The organism is Pseudomonas sp. PSE1(2024) (assembly GCF_050990555.1).
In the GTDB taxonomy this organism is placed as follows: Bacteria; Pseudomonadota; Gammaproteobacteria; order Pseudomonadales; family Pseudomonadaceae; genus Aquipseudomonas; species Aquipseudomonas aphyarum.
This window is the reverse complement of record NZ_CP158967.1, coordinates 3,672,897-3,693,553: the sequence shown is the minus strand read 5'-3', so window position 1 is coordinate 3,693,553 and position 20,657 is coordinate 3,672,897. Positions and strand designations below refer to the sequence as shown.

Annotated in this window: 17 protein-coding genes; 10 read left to right on the top strand and 7 right to left on the bottom strand. The window is 61.3% G+C overall.

The window, feature by feature from the left end; translation table 11 throughout:
• Window positions 1–9 precede the first annotated feature (9 nt).
• Window positions 10–600, bottom strand: a complete 591-nt coding sequence (locus ABTV87_RS16530) for an amino acid synthesis family protein (RefSeq protein WP_007957412.1) — start codon at window positions 598–600, stop codon at window positions 10–12.
• Window positions 601–925: 325 nt separating this feature from the next.
• Between ABTV87_RS16530 and ABTV87_RS16525 the strand changes: the two genes are divergently transcribed.
• Window positions 926–1,954 carry a WD40/YVTN/BNR-like repeat-containing protein gene (locus ABTV87_RS16525; protein WP_085603070.1) on the top strand — a complete coding sequence of 343 codons (1,029 nt, stop codon included), beginning with the start codon at window positions 926–928 and terminating at the stop codon, window positions 1,952–1,954.
• 28 nt (window positions 1,955–1,982) lie between these two features.
• Window positions 1,983–4,367 (top strand): efflux RND transporter permease subunit, encoded by a 2,385-nt coding sequence (locus ABTV87_RS16520; protein ID WP_007957414.1) that lies wholly within the window; start codon window positions 1,983–1,985, stop codon window positions 4,365–4,367.
• Window positions 4,368–4,451: 84 nt separating this feature from the next.
• On the opposite strand, the gene ABTV87_RS16515 is transcribed toward ABTV87_RS16520, so the two are convergent.
• From ABTV87_RS16515 to ABTV87_RS16505, 3 genes are all read right to left on the bottom strand, one after another.
• On the bottom strand, window positions 4,452–5,171 hold the full coding sequence (locus tag ABTV87_RS16515; protein WP_115078210.1) for a FadR/GntR family transcriptional regulator: 720 nt from the start codon (window positions 5,169–5,171) through the stop codon (window positions 4,452–4,454).
• A gap of 93 nt (window positions 5,172–5,264) precedes the next feature.
• Window positions 5,265–6,227, bottom strand: a complete 963-nt coding sequence (locus ABTV87_RS16510; protein WP_433897948.1) for an IS110 family transposase — start codon at window positions 6,225–6,227, stop codon at window positions 5,265–5,267.
• A 297-nt stretch (window positions 6,228–6,524) separates the two neighbouring features.
• Complete coding sequence (locus tag ABTV87_RS16505) at window positions 6,525–8,261, bottom strand: IlvD/Edd family dehydratase (RefSeq protein ID WP_433897947.1); 1,737 nt, start codon at window positions 8,259–8,261, stop codon at window positions 6,525–6,527.
• Window positions 8,262–8,454: 193 nt separating this feature from the next.
• Here ABTV87_RS16505 and ABTV87_RS16500 point away from each other — a divergent pair, with 193 nt between their 5' ends.
• From ABTV87_RS16500 to ABTV87_RS16465, 8 genes are all read left to right on the top strand, one after another.
• Window positions 8,455–9,777: an MFS transporter gene (locus tag ABTV87_RS16500; RefSeq protein ID WP_007957417.1), complete on the top strand. Its 1,323-nt coding sequence runs from the start codon at window positions 8,455–8,457 to the stop codon at window positions 9,775–9,777.
• A 36-nt stretch (window positions 9,778–9,813) separates the two neighbouring features.
• The gene (gene araD1 / locus ABTV87_RS16495) at window positions 9,814–10,806 is read left to right on the top strand and encodes an AraD1 family protein (protein ID WP_433897946.1); all 993 of its coding nucleotides are present in this window, start codon (window positions 9,814–9,816) and stop codon (window positions 10,804–10,806) included.
• 9 nt (window positions 10,807–10,815) lie between these two features.
• Complete coding sequence (locus tag ABTV87_RS16490; protein ID WP_433897945.1) at window positions 10,816–12,396, top strand: aldehyde dehydrogenase (NADP(+)); 1,581 nt, start codon at window positions 10,816–10,818, stop codon at window positions 12,394–12,396.
• 229 nt (window positions 12,397–12,625) lie between these two features.
• On the top strand, window positions 12,626–12,934 hold the full coding sequence (locus ABTV87_RS16485; RefSeq protein ID WP_085605117.1) for a DUF5629 family protein: 309 nt from the start codon (window positions 12,626–12,628) through the stop codon (window positions 12,932–12,934).
• Window positions 12,931–14,106 carry a lactonase family protein gene (locus ABTV87_RS16480; RefSeq protein WP_433897944.1) on the top strand — a complete coding sequence of 392 codons (1,176 nt, stop codon included), beginning with the start codon at window positions 12,931–12,933 and terminating at the stop codon, window positions 14,104–14,106. Before ABTV87_RS16485 ends, ABTV87_RS16480 begins: the two co-directional genes overlap by 4 nt.
• A 156-nt stretch (window positions 14,107–14,262) precedes the next feature.
• Window positions 14,263–14,442 carry a hypothetical protein gene (locus ABTV87_RS16475; RefSeq protein WP_011334602.1) on the top strand — a complete coding sequence of 60 codons (180 nt, stop codon included), beginning with the start codon at window positions 14,263–14,265 and terminating at the stop codon, window positions 14,440–14,442.
• 255 nt (window positions 14,443–14,697) lie between these two features.
• Complete coding sequence (locus tag ABTV87_RS16470) at window positions 14,698–14,910, top strand: hypothetical protein (protein WP_085603084.1); 213 nt, start codon at window positions 14,698–14,700, stop codon at window positions 14,908–14,910.
• Complete coding sequence (locus ABTV87_RS16465) at window positions 14,907–15,164, top strand: hypothetical protein (RefSeq protein ID WP_433897943.1); 258 nt, start codon at window positions 14,907–14,909, stop codon at window positions 15,162–15,164. The genes ABTV87_RS16470 and ABTV87_RS16465 overlap by 4 nt, the downstream gene beginning before the upstream one ends.
• 5 nt (window positions 15,165–15,169) lie before the next feature.
• On the opposite strand, the gene ABTV87_RS16460 is transcribed toward ABTV87_RS16465, so the two are convergent.
• Genes ABTV87_RS16460 through ABTV87_RS16450 form a run of 3 tightly spaced genes read right to left on the bottom strand, consistent with a single transcriptional unit; the run spans window position 15,170 to window position 20,633 of the window.
• Entirely contained in the window at window positions 15,170–15,754 is a 585-nt protein-coding gene (locus tag ABTV87_RS16460) for a glutathione S-transferase (protein WP_221535534.1), read from the bottom strand.
• Window positions 15,751–19,392: an AAA family ATPase gene (locus ABTV87_RS16455; protein ID WP_433897942.1), complete on the bottom strand. Its 3,642-nt coding sequence runs from the start codon at window positions 19,390–19,392 to the stop codon at window positions 15,751–15,753. The genes ABTV87_RS16460 and ABTV87_RS16455 overlap by 4 nt, the downstream gene beginning before the upstream one ends.
• Complete coding sequence (locus ABTV87_RS16450) at window positions 19,389–20,633, bottom strand: exonuclease SbcCD subunit D C-terminal domain-containing protein (RefSeq protein ID WP_433897941.1); 1,245 nt, start codon at window positions 20,631–20,633, stop codon at window positions 19,389–19,391. The genes ABTV87_RS16455 and ABTV87_RS16450 overlap by 4 nt, the downstream gene beginning before the upstream one ends.
• Window positions 20,634–20,657: the final 24 nt, after the last annotated feature.

Genomic DNA, 20,657 nt, shown 5'->3' with positions numbered 1-20,657 from the left:
TTATTGTGATTACTGGGCTTTTTCGGCGGCCAGTTCTTCCAGATCTATGTAGCGGTTGCCGATGCGCGGGTGCAGGCGACCACCGTCGGCGCAACCGAGCACCACGACGATTTCGTCGGCGCGCGGGGCGTCTTCGATCTGCATTTCCAGGGTGATGTAGTGCGAGCGCAGGCCTTCGTCGTCCTTGTGCATCATCGGGATCTGAATCGAAGTGCCCGGACCGCCGCGCTTGTTGGTGAAGCTCAGGTAACTCTTGGCCTTGACCGCTTCGCGGTAGTGATTGCCGAAGCGCAGGGTGTGGATCACCGCCGACGCGTGCTCGATTTCGCCATCGGCGCCGACCACCGCGGCTTTGCCGTAGGCCTCGATCTTCTCGGCACCGCCGATGATGCCCACCAGACGCTCGACCATCATCGCGCCGAGGTCGGAGCAATTGGCGCGGATCTGCGGCTTGAGGTCTTCGACAAAGCCGTTGCCGACCCATGGATTCTTCATCACGACGGCCAGGCCGACCATGGTCACCGGGGTATCGGACGCCTTGCCGCCTTCGATGAAGGTTTCTTCGACATAGCTGACGATCTTGCGAATTTCGAAACTCATGAGCTGCTCCGTAGGGGATAAAGAGTGTCTGTGCGTCTTATGGTATACCATAATACCGATCGTGCAAGTCCCCCTCGCAAGAATCCCTGCCATCAGTCGGACGAATGCCCGCGCATTCAGCTGCCGCTGTAGTCCCTTTCGGTTAACAAAAGATAACGTTGCGCCGATTGTCAGACGTTTCGAATGCCCGATAGGATGAGCCAGCTTCCGAAGGGGCTCTGGATGGCGGGTTTCAGGACTATGCTTGTGACCAGGCAGTCACCGTGAGCACCCTTGCGGCGCCCTTTAAGGTCCATGACCAACAATAATAAACAGGGGAAGGTCTATGAGTCGTTGCCGCCCGCCGGCGTTACGCAACACCGCGTTGCTGGCCACAGCACTCTCTCTGCTGGGCTTTGCCACTTTGTCGGCGCCGGTTCTCGCCGCCGAAGCGCCCGCCGACGTGGTCTATTCCACCGAATCGGCCAAGGCCTCGAAAAGCCTGATGCTCGATGTCGTTCACGCCGGAACCCGGCTGGTGGCGGTCGGGGATCGCGGGCACATTCTCTATTCCGACGACCAGGGCAAGACCTGGACCCAGGCCAAAGTGCCGAGCCGCCAGTTGCTGACCGCCGTGTATTTCGTCGATGACAAGCACGGCTGGGCCGTCGGCCACGACGCGCAGATCCTCGCCAGCGAAGACGGCGGCCTGACCTGGACCAAACAGTTCGAAGACCTCAAGCGCGAATCGCCGCTGCTCGACGTCTGGTTCAAGGACGTCAACAGTGGTCTGGCCGTGGGTGCCTACGGCGCGCTGCTGGAAACCACCGACGGCGGCAAAAACTGGGAAGACGTCAGCGATCGCCTCGACAACGAAGACCAGTTCCACCTCAACGCCATCGCTTCGGTAAAAGACGCCGGCCTGTTCATCGTCGGCGAGTCGGGCAGCATGTTCCGCTCCGCCGACTGGGGCCAGACCTGGGAAAAACTCGAAGGCCCGTACGAAGGCTCGCTGTTCGGCGTGATCGGCACGGCGCAACCGCAAACCCTGCTGGCTTACGGTCTGCGCGGCAACCTTTACCGCTCCACCGATTTCGGCAGCACCTGGGAGCAGGTCGAACTGAAAGCTGCGCGCGGTTCGCTGGAGTTCGGCCTGTCCGGCGCCACACTGCTCGAAGACGGCTCCATCGTCATCGTCGGCAACGGCGGCTCGGTGGTCAGCAGCAGTGACAACGGCGAAACCTTCAGCGTATTCAACCGTCCGGATCGCATCTCGCTGTCGTCGGTCACCGCCGCCGGCAACGGCAATCTGATCCTGAGCGGGCAGGGTGGCGTTCGGGTCACTTCGTCGAACGGCGCCGAGCTGGGCAAATGAGCCGAATCAATAATAAGAAGGCGGGGCTATGACTTCCTTGAGCACTCATCATCAGGACAAGGCGACGTTTCTCGAGCGCCTGATCTTCAACAACCGCCCGGCAGTGATCGTGATCTGCCTGCTGGTTAGCATTTTCCTGTTCTGGCAGGCCACGCTGATCCGTCCGTCCACCAGTTTCGAAAAGATGATCCCGCTCAAGCATCCGTTCATTGAAAAGATGATGGAGCACCGTAACGATCTGGCGAACCTGGGCAACACCGTGCGTATTTCGGTGGAAGCGAAGGACGGCGACATCTTCTCCAAGGAGTACATGGAGACCCTGCGTCAGATCAACGACGAGGTGTTCTACATCTCCGGCGTCGACCGTTCCGGCCTCAAGTCGCTGTGGAGCCCGAGCGTGCGCTGGACCGAGGTGACCGAGGAAGGTTTTGCCGGCGGCGAAGTGATCCCGCAGAGCTATAACGGCTCCCAGGACAGCCTCGATCTGCTGCGCAACAACGTGCTCAAGTCCGGTCAGGTCGGGCGTCTGGTGGCCAACGACTTCAAGTCGAGCATCGTCGACATCCCGCTGCTGGAGTCCTACCCGGACCCGCAGGATCAGGGCAAGCTGCTGGCGCTGGACTATCGCCAGTTCTCCCATGAGCTCGAAGACAAGATCCGCAACAAGTTCGAAGCGCAGAACCCCAACGTCAAGATCCACATCGTCGGCTTCGCCAAGAAGGTCGGTGACCTGATCGACGGCCTGGTGATGGTGGTGATGTTCTTCGGCATCGCTTTCGTCATCACCCTGATCCTGCTGCTGTGGTTCACCAACTGCCTGCGCAGCACCGTGGCGGTGTTGAGCACCACGCTGGTGGCGGTGGTCTGGCAACTCGGGCTGATGCACTTCTTCGGGTTCGGCCTCGATCCGTATTCGATGCTGGTGCCGTTTTTGATCTTCGCCATCGGCATTTCCCACGGCGTGCAGAAAATCAACGGGATCGCCTTGCAATCCGGTGAGGCGGACAACGCGTTGACGGCCGCACGGCGGACCTTCCGTCAGCTGTTCCTGCCGGGGATGATCGCGATTCTGGCGGACGCCGTCGGCTTCATCACGCTGCTGATCATCGACATCGGTGTGATCCGCGAGCTGGCCATCGGCGCTTCCATCGGCGTGGCGGTGATCGTGTTCACCAACCTGATCCTGCTGCCGGTGGCGATTTCCTATGTCGGCATCAGCAAGCGCGCCATCGCCAAGAGCAAGAAGGACGCGCACCGCGAACATCCGTTCTGGCGCCTGCTGTCGAACTTCGCCAACCCGAAAGTCGCCCCGATTTCCATCGCCTTGGCGCTGGTCGCTTTCGGTGGCGGTCTCTGGTACAGCCAGAACCTGAAGATCGGCGACCTCGACCAGGGCGCGCCGGAACTGCGTCCGGACTCGCGCTACAACAAGGACAACAACTTCATCATCAGCAACTACTCGACCAGTTCCGACGTGCTGGTGGTGATGGTCAAGACCAAGTCCGAAGGCTGCTCGCGCTATGAAGCCATGGCGCCGATCGACGAGCTGATGTGGAAGATGCAGAACACCGAGGGCGTGCAGTCGGCAATCTCGCTGGTGACCGTGTCCAAGCAGATGATCAAGGGCATGAACGAGGGCAACCTGAAATGGGAAACCCTGTCACGCAACCCGGACGTGCTGAACAACTCCATCGCCCGGGCCGACGGCCTGTACAACAACAGTTGCTCGCTGGCACCGGTGCTGGTGTTCCTCAACGACCACAAGGCCGAAACCCTGGATCGCGCGGTGCATGCGGTGCAGGACTTCGCCAAGGAAAACAACAAGGAAGGCCTGGAATTCATCCTCGCGGCCGGTAACGCCGGGATCGAGGCGGCCACCAACGAAGTGATCAAGAAGTCCGAGCTGACCATTCTGATCCTGGTGTACATCTGCGTGGCGGTCATGTGCATGATCACCTTCCGCTCGTGGGCGGCGACCTTGTGCATCGTGCTGCCGCTGGTGTTGACCTCGGTGCTGGGCAACGCGCTGATGGCGTTCATGGGTATCGGCGTGAAGGTTGCGACGTTGCCGGTGGTGGCGCTGGGCGTGGGGATCGGCGTGGACTACGGCATCTACATCTACAGCCGTCTGGAAAGTTTCCTGCGTGCCGGCCTGCCGTTGCAGGAAGCCTATTACCAGACCCTGAAATCCACCGGTAAAGCAGTGCTGTTCACCGGTCTGTGCCTGGCCATCGGCGTGTGCACCTGGATCTTCTCGGCGATCAAGTTCCAGGCCGACATGGGCCTGATGCTGACCTTCATGCTGCTGTGGAACATGTTCGGTGCGCTGTGGCTGCTGCCGGCACTGGCGAAGTTCCTGATCAAGCCGGAGAAACTGGCGGGGCAGAAGGGGAATTCGTTGTTTGCTCACTGAGCCGGTTGGCTGAAATGAAAAAGCCGCAACCTTTAAGGGTTGCGGCTTTTTTATGTCTGCGGTGAGGGCAAGCGGTCTCAAGGCTTAAGAAAGATCCGCCCCCAGCACAACACTCAAGGCACTGCGCGCATCATCCAGCTGCACCAACGTCGCATGTCGCGCCCCCAGCGCATCCCGATTCTCGATGGCCGTCAAAATCGCCTTATGCCGAGGCAACGCCAGTTCATGCAGGTTCGGCCGCTGGTTCGAATGCTTCAGCGCCTCGGCAATCGCCACCGACAGCATGTTGCACAGGTTCGCCAGCAAGTCGTTGTGAGTCGCATCGGCAATCCGGCTGTGAAAATCCAGATCCGGTTGCAGCAAGGCTTCCGGGGTCGGCGCGGCTTCCATGCGTTGATAAGCCTCGGCAATCGACGCAATGTCGGCATCGGTGGCGTGCTGGGCGGCGAGGGCGGCGGCGGCCGGTTCGATGATGCTGCGCACGCTGGTCAGGACGTTGAAGAACTCGTTCTGCGGGCTGCTTTGCATCAGCCAGTGCAGCACGTCCGGGTCTAGCATGTGCCATTCGCGGCGTGGCTTGACCACGGTGCCGACGCGCGGTTTCGAATACACCAGGCCCTTGGCGACCAGCACTCGGGTGGCTTCGCGCAACACCGGCCGGCTGACCGCGTATTCCTCGCAGAGCAAGGCTTCGGCGGGCAGCTTGTCGCAGGGCAGAAAGCGTCCGGAAACAATCTGCATGCCCAGTTCCTGGACGATGCGCGAGTGCATGCTTTTACGGTCGGAAGGTTTGCGGTAATCCATGGGGAGTGGCGCGATCCTGAGCGATGGAGATGCCGCGCATCATAGCAGGCACCACACAGTCTTGAGGCAGATACAGAGCAAATGTGGGAGATTCTATGTTGCAGGGGAACCCTGCAACCTTAAATTGGGTTGGTATTCGCTCTGATTTTTCATGAGGGCGAATGCCACCCGGCAAAGCTTGCGGGCGAGGATGACCAAGGCCTGGGTTCTGGCCAGACCTCTTGCCAGATAGGATTCATAGAACGGTTTCCAAACAGGGGATCGACAAGCTGCCATAGCTGCATTGTGTGCAAGACGCCGTAATTCCCCGTCACCTTTTTTGCTCAAGTGGCGAGGACTGTGTTTCTTGCCTGAGTCCTTTGCCTTCAAATCCATTCCCAGAAAGGCGATGAACGCATCGGCGCTGGGGAACTCACCTCGCATATACGTAGTTGCCAAGCCCGTTGCCGTGAGTTCACCAATCCCTTCAATCGCTTTGCAGCGTCTGATGTTTTCGCTAATGCCGGCCTCTTGGCTGACTTTGCGAAGTAATTCCTGAATGGCCTGATCAAGCTGTTTGAAATGCTCCAACCCATGGGCCAAAAGATCTTCAAGGAGAGGTTCGTTTGACCAGCTCAGCATGATACTGACTCGGGCCTTCATCAGCTGCGCACGCTTGTTAAGCAGACTTTTCAACACCGTGTAGTGCCGTGGTGGTGGGCTCCAGACCCGCAGCCGGTGCTGTTCACTGGTTAGATAACGCGCCAGAAGACGTGCATCACAAGGGTCGGTTTTTGCACGCTGACCGATGCTTTCGCGGTAATGGCTCACCCGGTAAGGGTCCACGACGTAAACCCGATGCCCCATACCATGGGCCAGTTCGGCCGTGTCCAGGTGGTAGAGATTAGTGGCTTCCAGGGCGATCGAGCTTTGTGCGGGCAAGGTCTTCAGCCAACGACCTACAGACGTGCGGTCATTGTTGATGACCTGGGTAATTTCCAGATCTTCGCGATAAACAACGATTTCGGCCTTGGCCACATCGACACCAATCACCGTTGGCGAGGTAAGGATTGTCATGACGAATCCTCGGAGCTAGGGTTTAAGAGCTTGTCGGGGTCTACCGTAGCGCTGGCTTGCCTCTATCGTCGGTTTTACCGATGAATTCCTTATCGGCGCTTTAGGTAGAAAGGGCGGGACGAGAAGTCTCCCACGGTCCGTACTGGCTAGAGTCGGAATCGAGCTTTTAGTCCCGCCCACCCCTTCAAGTCTAAACATACAAGCGGGCTTGCTCGCGAAAGCGGTGTGTCAGACAAACACAGGTTGCTGACAATCCGCTTTCGCGAGCAAGCCCGCTCCCACAAGGGGACGGCGGTGTTAGTGGGAATGGCGCGGGACTTCAGCCCCTCGGCAACCTACCAAGAAGTCGAAATCGCAACCTTGATCCGCCTGCAGCACATGGTCGATGTACAGCTGACGATAACCACCCACCAACAGCTGCTGCGGCGGTTGCAGATCCGCCATGCGCGCTGCCAGTTCAGCGTCCGAAATATCCAGGTGCAAACGCCCGCTGGCGCAGTCCAGCTCGATCCAGTCGCCTTCCTGCACCGCCGCCAAAGGCCCGCCGGCCGCTGCTTCCGGGGCGACGTGCAACACAACCGTGCCGTATGCCGTGCCGCTCATGCGCGCGTCGGAAATACGCACCATGTCGGTCACGCCCTGCGCCAGCAGCTTGGCCGGCAGCCCCATGTTGCCGACTTCGGCCATGCCCGGATAACCCTTCGGCCCGCAGTTCTTCATCACCAGAATCGAGTTCTCATCGACGTCCAGTTCCGGGTCGTTGATCCGCGCCTTGTACATGTCGAAGTTCTCGAACACCACCGCGCGGCCACGATGCTGCATCAGTTCCGGCGTGGCGGCTGACGGCTTGAGCACCGCGCCCAGTGGCGCCAGGTTACCGCGCAACACGCAGATGCCGCCGTCGGCGCGGATCGGATTGTCGAGGGTGCGGATCACTTCGTCTTCACCGTAGATCGGCGCGTCCTTGGTGTTCTCGCCAATGGATTTGCCGTTGACGGTCAACGCGTTCGGATTCGGAATCAGATTGGCCTCACCGAGGCGCCGCAGCACGGCCGGCAAGCCGCCCGCGTAGTAGAACTCTTCCATCAGGAAGCGCCCGGACGGTTGCAGGTCGACGATGGTTGGCATGCCGCGACCGATGCGGGTCCAGTCGTCCAGATCCAGCTCGACACCGATGCGCCCGGCGATGGCTTTGAGGTGGATTACCGCGTTGGTCGAACCGCCAATCGCCGCATTGACCCGAATTGCGTTTTCGAAGGCTTCCTTGGTCAGGATCTTCGACAGTTTCAGATCCTCTCGAACCATCTCGACCGCACGCATGCCGGACATGTGCGCCAGCACATAACGCCGCGCATCCACCGCCGGAATCGCCGCGTTGTGCGGCAGCGAAGTACCCAGTGCTTCGGCCATGCAGGCCATGGTCGACGCGGTGCCCATGGTGTTGCAGGTACCGGCCGAGCGGGACATGCCGCCCTCGGCCGCGAGGAAATCGTCAATCGTGATGGTGCCGGCCTTTACCTGCTCGCTGAGCTGCCAGACCACGGTGCCGGAACCGATGTCCTTGCCCTTGTGCTTGCCGTTGAGCATCGGCCCGCCGGTGACGACAATCGCCGGCACGTCGCAACTGGCCGCGCCCATCAGCAGGGCCGGGGTGGTCTTGTCGCAACCGGTCAGCAGCACCACGCCGTCAATCGGGTTGCCGCGAATCGCTTCCTCGACGTCCATGCTCGCCAGGTTGCGGGTGAGCATGGCGGTCGGGCGCAGGTTCGATTCGCCGTTGGAGAACACCGGAAATTCCACCGGAAAACCACCAGCCTCGATCACCCCGCGTTTGACGTGCTCCGCGATCTGGCGGAAGTGCGCGTTGCACGGGGTCAGTTCCGACCAGGTGTTGCAGATGCCGATGATCGGCTTGCCGTGGAACTGATGGTCGGCGATGCCCTGATTCTTCATCCAGCTGCGGTACATGAAGCCGTTCTTGTCGGCCGTGCCAAACCATTGGGCGGAGCGCAGGGTGGGTTTCTTATCAGACATGATCGATTCTCTTATTGTAAGACTATTGTTTGCGAGCTTCGGCTAAACATAAGCGCAAAATCGACGGTTTGGAAGTGTTGTTGCGTAATTAGTATTACTATATAGTCGATTTCGACGGAGGGATGGCCCTGGCGATTTTCCGCGAGAGGCGTCCCCCGAGGTTCCATAAAAACAACAATCGGAGACCGATCTCATGAGCCAGGAACTGCGGCTTGTCCGGCGCATCACGCTGAAACTGATTCCCTTCCTGATCCTGCTGTACCTGATCGCCTATGTGGATCGCTCCGCCGTCGGCTTCGCCAAGCTGCACATGGGCGCCGACATCGGTATCGGCGATGCCGCCTACGGCCTCGGCGCCGGGCTGTTTTTCATCGGCTACTTTCTGTTTGAAATCCCCAGCAACCTGATGCTCGAACGCTTTGGCGCGCGGCGCTGGTTCGCGCGGATCATGATCACCTGGGGCGCGATCACCATCGGCATGGCCTTCGTCCAGGGCCCGCACAGTTTCTACGTGATGCGCTTTCTGCTCGGCGCGGCGGAGGCGGGGTTCTTTCCCGGCGTTCTGTACTACATCACCCAATGGTTCCCAGTGCGCCATCGCGGCAAGATCCTCGGGCTGTTCATCCTTTCCCAACCCATCGCGATGATGATCACCGGCCCCGTGTCCGGCGGCCTGCTGGGCATGGACGGCATCCTCGGCCTGCATGGCTGGCAGTGGCTGTTCATCGTCATCGGCACCCCGGCGATCCTGCTGACCTGGCCGGTATTGCGCTGGTTGCCGGACGGCCCGCAGCAAGTGAAATGGATGGACCAGGCCGAGAAGGACTGGCTGACCGGCGAGCTGAAAAAGGACCTGCAGGAATACGGCCAGACCCGTCACGGCAATCCGCTGCATGCGCTGAAAGACAAACGCGTGTTGCTGCTGGCGCTGTTTTATCTGCCGGTGACCCTGAGCATTTATGGCCTGGGCCTGTGGCTGCCGACCCTGATCAAACAGTTTGGCGGCAGCGATCTGGTGACCGGTTTCGTGTCATCGGTGCCGTACATTTTCGGGATCATCGGCCTGCTGATCATTCCGCGCAGTTCCGACCGTTTGAATGATCGCTACGGCCATCTGGCGGTGCTCTATGTGCTGGGCGCGATCGGCCTGTTCCTCAGTGCCTGGCTGTCGTTGCCGGTGGCGCAACTGGCGGCGTTGTGTCTGGTGGCGTTCGCGCTGTTTTCCTGCACGGCGGTGTTCTGGACGCTGCCGGGGCGGTTCTTTGCCGGCGCCAGCGCGGCGGCCGGGATTGCCTTGATCAACTCGGTGGGCAACCTCGGTGGCTACATCGGCCCGTTCGTGATCGGCGCCTTGAAGGAATACACCGGCAACCTCGCTTCGGGCCTGTACTTCCTGTCCGGGGTGATGGTGTTCGGGCTGATTCTGACGGGCGTCGTCTATCGCTTGCTGGAGCGCAAGCATGTGCTGCCAGTCGAGCAATTTGCAGCGAGCGCACGCGGTGCGACACGCACCTGATTTCGATCCGGGATTTGTTTTAACAGGAGAAACATCATGCATCTGGTTCAATTCGAATTGAGTAGCGGCGAGCGCCGTGTCGGGGTGGTCGAGGACGGTCTGGTGCGTGAAGTGCAGGATGCGCGCACGGTCCGCGATCTGGCCCTGGCCGCGATCGAGGCCGGCAGCACCCTCGCGCAGCAAGTGCAAACCCTCGGCCTGGGCATCAGCCACGATTACGCCGAGCTCTTGACCAAACTGCGCATCCTGCCGCCGCTGGATCACCCGGACCCGGCGCACCTGCTGGTCAGTGGCACCGGCCTCACGCACCTCGGCAGCGCCTCGGCCCGGGACAAGATGCACCAGCAGGCCGGCGATGAAGCGGCGATGACCGACACCATGCGTATCTTCAAGTGGGGCGTGGAGGGCGGCAAACCGGCGGCGGGGCAGGCGGGCGTGCAGCCGGAGTGGTTCTACAAGGGCGACGGCAGCATTGTCGTGCGTCCCGGTCAGCCGTTCCCGCTGCCGCCGTTTGCCGAAGACGCCGGCGAGGAACCAGAGATGGCCGGGCTCTACATCATCGGCCACGACGGCAAGCCGTATCGCCTCGGTTTCGCGGTGGGCAACGAGTTCTCCGATCACGTCATGGAGCGCAAGAACTACCTGTACCTGGCCCACTCGAAACTGCGCAGTTGCAGCTACGGCCCGGAACTTCGAACGGGTGAATTGCCTCAACACCTGGCGGGCACCAGCCGCATCCTGCGCGACGGCGAAGTGCTGTGGCAGAACGAGTTCCTCAGCGGTGAGGCCAACATGTGCCACAGCCTGGCGAACCTCGAATACCACCACTTCAAGTACAGCCAGTTCCTGCGCCCCGGTGACGTGCACATTCACTTTTTCGGCACCGCGACCCTGTCGTTCGCCGATGGCATTCGCACTCAGCCGGGCGACGTGTTCGAGATCAGCCAGGCCGAATTCGGCGCACCGCTGGTCAACGGCATCGCCCCGGTCACAGCGGCATTCGAACCGGACAGCATCGGTACCCTTTAAGGAGATCCCATGACTCAGATTCTCGGTCACAACTACATCGGCGGTCGTCGCAGTGCGGCGGGCGACGTCAAGCTGCAAAGCGTCGACGCCACCACGGGCGAGGCACTGCCTCACGACTTCATTCAGGCCACGGAAGCGGAAGTGGACGCCGCCGCCAAGGCCGCTGCGGCGGCGTATCCGGCGTATCGCAGCCTCAGCGCCGAACGCCGCGCGCAGTTTCTCGATGCGATTGCCGATGAGCTGGACGCACTGGGCGATGATTTCGTCGCCGTAGTCTGCCGCGAAACCGCACTGCCGGCCGGGCGGATTCAAGGTGAAAGAGGGCGCACCAGCGGCCAGATGCGCTTGTTCGCCAAAGTCCTGCGGCGCGGTGATTTCTACGGTGCGCGCATCGACCTGCCGTTGCCGGATCGTCAACCGCTGCCACGTCCGGATCTGCGTCAGTACCGCATCGGCCTGGGGCCGGTGGCAGTGTTCGGCGCGAGCAACTTTCCGCTGGCATTCTCCACCGCCGGCGGCGATACCGCATCGGCGCTGGCGGCCGGTTGCCCGGTGGTGTTCAAGGCCCACAGCGGCCACATGGCCACCGCGGAACTTGTTGCCGACGCGCTGATTCGTGCAGCAGAGAAAACCGCCATGCCCGCTGGCGTGTTCAACATGATCTACGGTGGTGGCGTCGGCGAATGGCTGGTCAAACATCCGGCTATTCAGGCGGTAGGTTTCACTGGTTCGCTGCGGGGTGGACGGGCGCTGTGCGACATGGCCGCCGCCCGTCCGCAGCCGATCCCGGTGTTCGCCGAGATGTCGAGCATCAATCCGGTGATCGTGCTGCCTCAGGCCCTGGCCGTGCGTTCGGAAACTGTCGCCCGCGATCTGACCGCGTCGGTGGTGCAGGGCTGCGGTCAGTTCTGTACCAATCCGGGCTTGGTGATCGGCATCCGCTCGCCACAATTCACGGCATTCGTTGAGCAAGTCGCGGCGCTGATCGGTGATCAACCGGCGCAAACCATGCTCAATGCCGGCACGCTGGGCAGCTACGGCAAGGGCCTGGAAAAACTCCTGGCGCACGCCGGCATCGAGCATCTGGCGGGCAATCCGCAACAGGGCAATCAGGCGCAGCCGCAGTTGTTCAAGGCGGAAGTCAGCCTGCTGATCGATGGCGATGAAGTGCTGCAGGAAGAAGTGTTCGGCCCGACCACGGTGATCGTCGAAGTGGCCGACAAGGCGCAGCTGAGCGCGGCGTTGCAGGGCCTGCATGGACAACTGACGGCGACAATCATCGGCGAGCAGGCGGATTTCGAACGCTTTCCGGAGCTGACGCCGCTGCTGGAACAGAAGGTCGGGCGAATCCTGCTCAATGGTTATCCGACCGGTGTCGAAGTCTGTGATTCGATGGTTCACGGCGGGCCGTATCCGGCGACGTCCGATGCCCGCGGTACCTCGGTGGGTACGCTGGCAATCGATCGTTTCCTGCGCCCGGTGTGCTTCCAGAACTACCCCGACAGCCTGCTGCCGGAACCGCTGAAAAACGCCAACCCGCTGCGTATTCAGCGGCTGGTCGACGGCAAGCTATCGCGCGACGCCCTCTAACTCACGCCACATGATCGTTCCCACGTCGAGGCGTCGAACCGTCCGCGTGGGAATGCCTCGAGGGACGCTCCGCGTTCCAGCTCTGGAAGGGACGCGGAGCGTCCCGGGCTGCATTCCCACGCAGAGCGTGGGAACGATCAAGAGCTGGAGCGTTGGAGCGATCAGGGCGGGAGCTCAGCGCCTGCTTTGAGCTATCATTGGCCCTTTCCCCCTGAAAGACATGATTGCCATGACTGCCGTAACCGACACCCTTCTCAACGCCCTCGAACACTGCGGTATGGTCGAAATCGACGGCCTGCACGCTTTCGAATTCGCCCTCGACGAAGACGACAACCTGCACATCGAATGCATCGATGGCCGGGCAGCCAAGCATTGGGAGTTCACCCCGGCTCAGGTGGCAGCGGCGACGTTTGATGAAGATCTGCAGAGCTGGCTGATCGTCGGTTTTTCCAGTGACACCAAAACCGTTGGCGAACACCGTCTGGTCTGCCTCGGCGATGTACTGAGCAGCGCCGACGACGAGGATGAAACCGAATGAACATGCGTAAATTCTGGCCATTGCTGATGGCCGGCAGCGTCGGCGCGATGGGGCTTTCCAGTGCCTCGGCCGAAAGCTTCCAGTTGCTGGTCGGCTCCTACACCGCCGGCACCAGCGAAGGCATCTACCGGATGAACTTCGACAGCGCCACCGGCCAGATCGACGCCAAGCCGCTGCAAGTGATCAAGAGCGAAAACCCGTCGTGGCTGACCCTGTCCAAGGATCAGCACCGGGTGTTCGTGGTCAATGAAAACGGTCCTGGCCAGACAGATCCGGTCGGCCGCGTCAGCAGTTATTCTATCGATCCGAAGACCCACGTCCTGACCCTGATCAATCAGGTCCAGAGCCTGGGCAACGAGCCGACCCATTCGAGCCTCAGCGGCGACGCCAGCCATCTGTTCGTCAGCAACTACTCGGTGGTTGAAGATCCGGGTGGCACCCTCGCGGTGTTGCCGGTGGGCAGCCACGGCAAGCTCAAACCGGTGGTGCAGATGAGCGCGCACCCGGCGAGCCGGGTCAATCCCGAGCGTCAGGCCTCGAACCATGTGCACTCGACGGTGTCCTCGCCGGACGGTCGTTACGTGTTCTCCAATGACCTGGGCGCCGACAAAGTCTTCATCTACCAATTCGACCCGAAAGCCAACCCGGACCTGCCGCTGACCCCGGCGAAAACCGCGTCGGTGCAACTGCCAGCCGGCAGCGGCCCGCGTCACCTGCTGTTCAGCGCTGACGGCAAACATGCCTGGCTGACCATGGAAATGAGCGCTCAGGTCGCGGTATTCGACTACAAGGACGGCGTGCTGACCCAGACCCAAATGGTCGATCTGGCTGCCGGCCAGCCGACCTCGGACAAGGCTGCCGCCGCGCTGCACGCGTCCGCCGATGGCAAATTCCTCTACGTCAGCAACCGTGGCACCGCCAATCAGTTGCTGGTGTTCGCCATCGACCCGGCCAGCGGCCAGCTCAAGGAGCTGCAACGACGTTCGGTGGAAGGCGATCACCCGCGTGAGTTCAGCCTCGATCCAAGCGGCAAATTCCTGCTGATCGCCAACCAGAAGAGCAACCAGATTGTCGTGGTCGAGCGCGACGGCAAGACCGGTCTGCTGGGCAAAACCGTGCATAAACTGCCGATGGACGCCCCGAGCGATCTGAAGTTTCTCGTGCGTCAATAAGCCGCAGGCCCCGGTCTACGGGGCCTGAAGCGTTGTATTAATCCTGCTGATAACAGGTAATGTTGCAAAGCATTTCAAGCGATCAACCCTCGAGCGTTAAGTTTGCTTCACGGCCCAACCGGGCAAGCAAGCCAACTGAACACGAGGGTTACCGCCATGAACTTCAATCTCTTCTCGATCATCGCCGCTTCCGCCATCTCCGCCACCGTGGCCCTGCCTGCCAGTGCCAACGTTGAAATCAGCGACAAAAAATCCCATACCCAGAGCTACACCCAGAAATACCTGCAACAAAGCGCCAACTTCTACGCCGCGCTGGATCACAAAGCCCAACACTGAAATTTCCGTCACACCCTGGAACTGCCCAAGGCTGCGATCCTTTGATCTTGTTTCCCAAAAAGCAAAATCAAAAGATCGCAGCCTTGGGCAGTTTTTTGCCTGCGCAGCGGCCGGCGATAGCTATTTTCAAACGGCGAGATAGACCGGCTAAATAATCAACCAAGCTGATGGTTACTATGGAAAACCCTGAGTGGTTACCCCGGCTTTTTTGATCGATTCTGTGGACCTCGAAACATTGTCCACGGAGCACACATCATGGCCACTTCAATCATCACTTCCGCCAAACGCGGCGCCTACGTGGCCATCGGTCTGTACCTGGTCATGGTGCTGTTTGTCAGTCTGGCGTCGCAGTCGCAACACAGCTTCGAAGCACCGATCGACGTCGCCCATCCCGGCATCCAGTTCGAACTTCGCTCGCAAAACGCGGCGGTAGATTCAGCTGAACTCGCGGGAGTCGGCGGAGCATGAAAGGCTACAGACTCTGGGTCATCGCCGGACTGGCGTTCATGACCAACGGCGCTTCCCTGTTGGGATTCGGCCAGGGTTCGGTCGGCGGACTGGCCCGGGCCATAGAGGCCAACCACACCATCGCTCACAACATCGAACGGGCCAATGCGCTGGGGCTGCTGGCCGGCAATCCGCCGGTGAAAATCCCCAGCGGTTTTCTCGGCCCGTTCGAAGTGGATTGCTCGGCCATCGGCATGTGTGAAGTGCTGGCGTAAAGCGCCTACTTTTTCATGATGCCGGTGAACAGCTCCGACTCCAGAAACCGCTGCAACCAGGCCTGCAACCGCACGTAAGGCGTCTGCGCAAACCAGTCACGATCAACATGGGCGAACTGGCGAACGAACGGCAACAGCGCGATATCGGCCAGGCTCGGATGATTGGCCAGCAAGTAAACGCGACCCTCAAGCAATTCATCCAGTTTCTGCAAGAACAGAGCACCTTCGGCGCGATAAACCTCCATCGGCTGTTCCGGATAGCGCTCGGCGTACTTGTAGCGATTCAAGTGAACCTTGAACACTTGATCGTTGGCTTCGATCAACTCGGCGATCCTTGAATCGCCACCTAGCAACCAGTCATCCGGATCATTCTGCGCCAGCGCCCAGCGCATGATCTCCAGGCTTTCATCGATCACCTGACCGCCCGCATCCAGCACCGGCACCGTGCCCTTGGGCGAGATCGCCAGCATCTGGGCCGGTTTGGCTTTCAGGCTGACTTCGACGATCTCCACCGGCACACCCGAATAACGCAGGGCCATCCGCGCCCGCATCGCGTACGGGCAGCGGCGGAAGGAATACAGCGTGTTCATTTCACCTCCAGTGTGCTCAAACCGTTGCCCTGGCGCTGTACCTGAATCTGCACCGGAATCCGCTCGTGCATTTCCTGCACGTGGGAAATCACCGCGACCTTGCGGCCCTGCGCCTGCAAGCCGTCGAGGGCGTCCATGGCTAGTTGCAGGGATTCGGGGTCGAGACTGCCGAAGCCCTCGTCGATGAACAGCGATTCGATCTTCAGTGTGCTCGACGCCATCGAGGCCAGACCCAGCGCGAGGGCCAGCGATACGAGGAAGGTTTCGCCGCCGGACAGCGAATGCACCGAGCGCAGTTCGTCGCCCATCTCCGTGTCCATCACCAGCAGGCCGAGCATGCTGCCGCCGCGCTTGAGGCGATAGCGCTTGACCAGTTGCCGCAGCTGCACGTTGGCGTGATGCACCAGCAGGTCGAGGTTGTAGGCCTGGGCGATCTTGCGGAAGGTGTCGCCGGTGGCCGAGCCGATCAGCGCATTGAGCCGCGCCCAGCGCTGATACTCGGCATAGGCGTCGGCGATCTGCTGCGCCAGCGCCTGATTGGCGTTCTGGCGGCGCTGGTCTTCGGCTTGTTCGGCGCGCAGCTCGGCGCATTGCTGTTCGCTGGTCGTGCACTGGTTTTGCAGGTCGGCGAGGGCGCTGGCGAGTTGTTCGGCATCCAGATTGCCGTTGTGTTGAGCCTGATGATCAAGCAGGCGCTGATCGCGTTCCTGCAACAACACCTTGGCCTGTTCAACGGCTTTTTCGTTGCGCTGCAAGCGCTGGCGCAGTTCATCGACTTGCGCGTCATCGACCCGCAGCAGGTCTTCGAGGCCGCCGTCATCCAGTTCCGGATGGCGTGCGCGCCAGTCGGCGATCTTGCCGGCCAGATCGCGGTCTTCGGTTTCCAGCGCTTGCAGACGCTCCTGCTGCGCTTTCAGTTCGGCGGCGATTTGCACGAGCTGCGTACGCGCTTCCTGCAACGCCTGAGTCGTCGTGGATTCGGCGTTGCGCGCCTGTTCCACCGCCTGTTCCAGTTGCTGCTGCCAATGCTCGGCGCAGGTGTGATTGCCCAGCAATTGCGCAAGCTTCTGCTGGCTGGCGAGTTGCTGCTCGGTCAGCGTGTTGAGCTGCTGCTCAGCATTTTGCAGCTGTTGTGCACGGCCCTGTTGGCGGTCCTGTTCTTTCTCGAGTGTCTGCTGGCGTTGTTGTTGCTCGGCCAGTTCTTCCTTCTGCTGATCGACTTGCGCCAGACGTTCGGCAATCTGCCGGTCAAGCTGCATGAAGGTCGCGGCCGGCTCGGCGCGCAAGGCGTCGAGGGTGTCGCTCGGCAGCAGAGTGGCAAAGGCTGCCAGTTCTTCGTCCAGGCGCTGGCGGTCAGCGCTCAGCTCGCGCTGCTGATTGCTCAGGTGCTGCGACGCTTGCTGGTGCGCCGTCTCGGCCTGACGCAATTGCTGGGTCAGCCGCGCCGCATCCTGTTGAAGCGTGAGCAGGGCGGTCTGGCGCTGTTCGTCCTGGGTGATGCTTTGATTTAGCTGTTCATTCTGGCGGGTCAACCACGCTGCGCGTTTATCACGATCCTGATTCAACAACGACGCAGCCAGCGGATGCGCCTCGATGCTCGGCGTCAGCGCTTGCTGTTGGGCGGCCAGTTGTTCCTGCTGTTGCAGCAACTCTTTCTGTTGGGCAATCACGCCACCGACACTGGCACGCAGTTCGGTGAGTTTTTCCTTCAGTTGATCGACCGCCTGCTGCGCGCGGGCCTGCTCGCTTTCATCATGACGGCCAAGACTTTGCAACAGGGCTTCCGGCTGGTGATACGGATGCTCGTTGCTGCCACAAACCGGGCACGGCTGGTCGTCCTGCAACTGCGCGCGCAGCTCTTCGACACTGGCACTGCGGGCCAGACGCTGACGCTCGAGCAGTTCACGGGTGACGCTAAGAGTCTGTTCGGCGACGGTCAGCTCGGACTTGGTTTTCACCCCGTCCTGGGTCAGGCGCTCGCGCTCCTGTTGCGCATCGAGCTGACGCTGTTGCAGTTCGGCACTGCGTTTGTCCAGCTCCTGCTGACTGGCCCACAGGCGCGTCAGGTCTTCGATGGCGCGCAGTTGCTTGCGGTTGTCCTGCAAGAGATTGCCGAGGATGCCGATCTGCTCGGCGACGGCGTCCGGCTCGGCGCCGGCCTCCTTGAACAGCACTTCCAGCTGCTGCTTTTGCGTGGCGAGCGCTTCGCTGGCGCGAGCGGCGTTTTCTTCGAGGGAAGCGAGTTCGCCTTGGCCTTTGTTCAATCGATTGCCGATCAGCATCAGTTGCTGCAAGCGGTCGCGATAGGCATTCCACGCTTCGCTCAACGGTGCCAAGTGAGCGCTTTGCTCAAGATCGGCGGCAATGCGCTGCAAGCGATCGGCGACCTGTTTTTGTTGATCGAGCAGGGCCTGGATCGCGCTCTGGCCCTGAGTGCAGGCTTGCTCAGCGGCTTGCTTCGCTTCGGTGCCGGACGCGACATCCTTGGCGAGGCGGGCGAGGGTGCTTTGCTCCTCGAACGCCTGACGCAACAGCGGCGCGCCTTCGCTCTGCTGCGTTTGCGCCTGGGTCAGGGCAATCTGCGCTGCGGCGAGATCCTGTTCCAGTCGAGTCTGGCGCTCAGCCAGTTCGCCTTGTTGCTGGGTGTGCGCGTGAATCTGTGCGGCCAGCGGCGTCAGCTGGGTATCAAGTTCGGTTTTGCGGGCGAACTGGTGCCGTTGCGGGGCAAGTTGTTCGAGGCGGGTGAGCTTCAGACGCTCACCGGCCAGCGACTCCCTTTCGTGCTCGGCGCTGCGCAGTTGTTCGGCGGCGGCTTGTTGCGAGTCTTGCAGCCGCAGCAGTTCCTTGAGCCAGTCATGCTGCTGCTCGATTTGTTTGAGCTGCGCCTGCTGCAACTTGAGTTGTTGCTGGGCGGCATTGAAGCGCTCGTCGAGTTCTGCGCGAGCCTCGGGGGCCAGCGGGGTTACGCCGGTGGCCTGATCCTGCAACTGCTTGTGGGCTTCGCGGGCCTCCTTGGTCTTGTCGAATGCGCGGCGGCCGAGGCGGGTGTAGAGCGCGGTGTCGGTGAGTTTTTCCAGCAGTTCGCTGCGGTCGTTGTCGTCGGCTTTGAGGAACGCACTGAATTCGCTCTGGGCCAGCAGCACGGCGCGGGTGAATTGTTCGAAGTTCAGGCCCAGCGCGGCTTCAAGCTGAGTCTTGTACTCGCCTTTCTGGCTGGCGAGCAGTTGGTCCTGATCGATGTCGCGCAGGCTCTGACGGCTGGCCTGCAACTTGCCGCCGGCCTTTTCCCGGGCGCGGTTGGCTTCCCAGCGCGCGCGATAGCGACGGCCGTCGACGCCGACAAAATCCACTTCGGCAAAACCTTCGCCGGTGCCACGACGCAGCAGGGTGCGCGGGTCGCCGGTGGCGATTTCGCCGTCGGCGTCCGGCACCTTGGCGTCACGCCCGGTGTTGTTCAGACGCGGCACGGCGCCGAACAGCGCCAGGCACAGCGCATCGAGCAGAGTACTTTTGCCGGCGCCGGTCGGGCCAGTGATTGCGAACAGGCCGGCGCTGGCCAGCGGTTCGGCGGTGAAGTCGATCTCGAACGGGCCGGCCAGCGAAGCGAGGTTCTTCAAACGAATGGCGAGAATCTTCATGGCTGCTCGCCCTCCATCTGTACGTCTTGCAGCAGCTCGGCGAAGTCCTTGAGGGTTTGCTCATCGACCTCGCTGCCGTAGTTGTCGAGCCAGGCGCGGCTGAACAACTCCTGCGGCGTGAGCTGGTCCAGTTCGATCAGCGCGCTGCCGTCCTCGGCACCGTCAGCGCCACGGTTACCGGCGTATTCGGCGGCGATCCGCACCAGTCGCACAGCCTTGCCTTGCAGGGCACTTTCGACCTGATGGCGCAGATCCGGCTGAGGCTCGTCGAGGCGCACCCGCACTTCCAGCCACGGCTGACGCTGGGTTTCGGCCAGCAGGTCGATGTTCGGCAGGTCGGCCAGTTGCAGCAGGATTTCCGCCAGCGGCGCAGGGCCGAGACGTTGCAGATTGACGGAGCGGGGGATCAGCATTGGCTCGACGCTGACCAGGGTCTCACCGTCCAGAACGACGTCGAGCACCTGGTGCTGATAACTGATCTCCGAAAACGACAACGGGATCGGCGAGCCGCTGTAGCGAATCCGCTCTTCACCGTTGACCTTCTGTGGCTTGTGCAAATGGCCGAGCGCGACATAGCTGATGCTCGGCCCGAACAGGCTGGCGGGCAAAGCTTCGGCGTTGCCGATGATCAGGCTGCGCTCGGAGTCTTCCGACACCGAGCCGCCGGCCATGTGCGCGTGGCTGATGGCGACCAGTGCCTGGCCCGGTTGGCGTTTGTTATTCGCCGCTTCGATCAGCCATTCATGCACCTGACCAATGCCACGCAGATAGTTGTCACCCAGATGCGCGCCGGTCACTTCGGCAGGCCGCAGGAACGGCAGCGCCAGGCACCACGCGGCGATTTCGCCGGACGCATTCGGCAGCGGCAACAAAAGACGCTCTGCATCCAGTTGCCCGTCATCCAGCCACAACACTCGGCCCAGCGCATGCGTGCGCAAACGCCGCATCAACGGCGCGGGCAGTTCGATCCGCGAACCGGAATCGTGGTTGCCGGCGATCATCACGATGGTCAGCAACGGCTGCTGCTCGTGGGCGCTGACGATGAAGTCGTAGAGGCGTTCCTGGGCTTTGACCGGTGGATTGACCGTGTCGAAGATGTCGCCGGCGATCAGCAGCACGTCCGGCTGCGCCAGCTTCAATTGGCGCAGCAGCCACTCGAGAAAACAGGCGTGCTCGAAATCGCGCTCCTGGCCGTGCAGGTTCTGCCCAAGGTGCCAGTCGGAGGTGTGAAACAGACGCAAGGCTGACTCCGCAATATAAAGAGG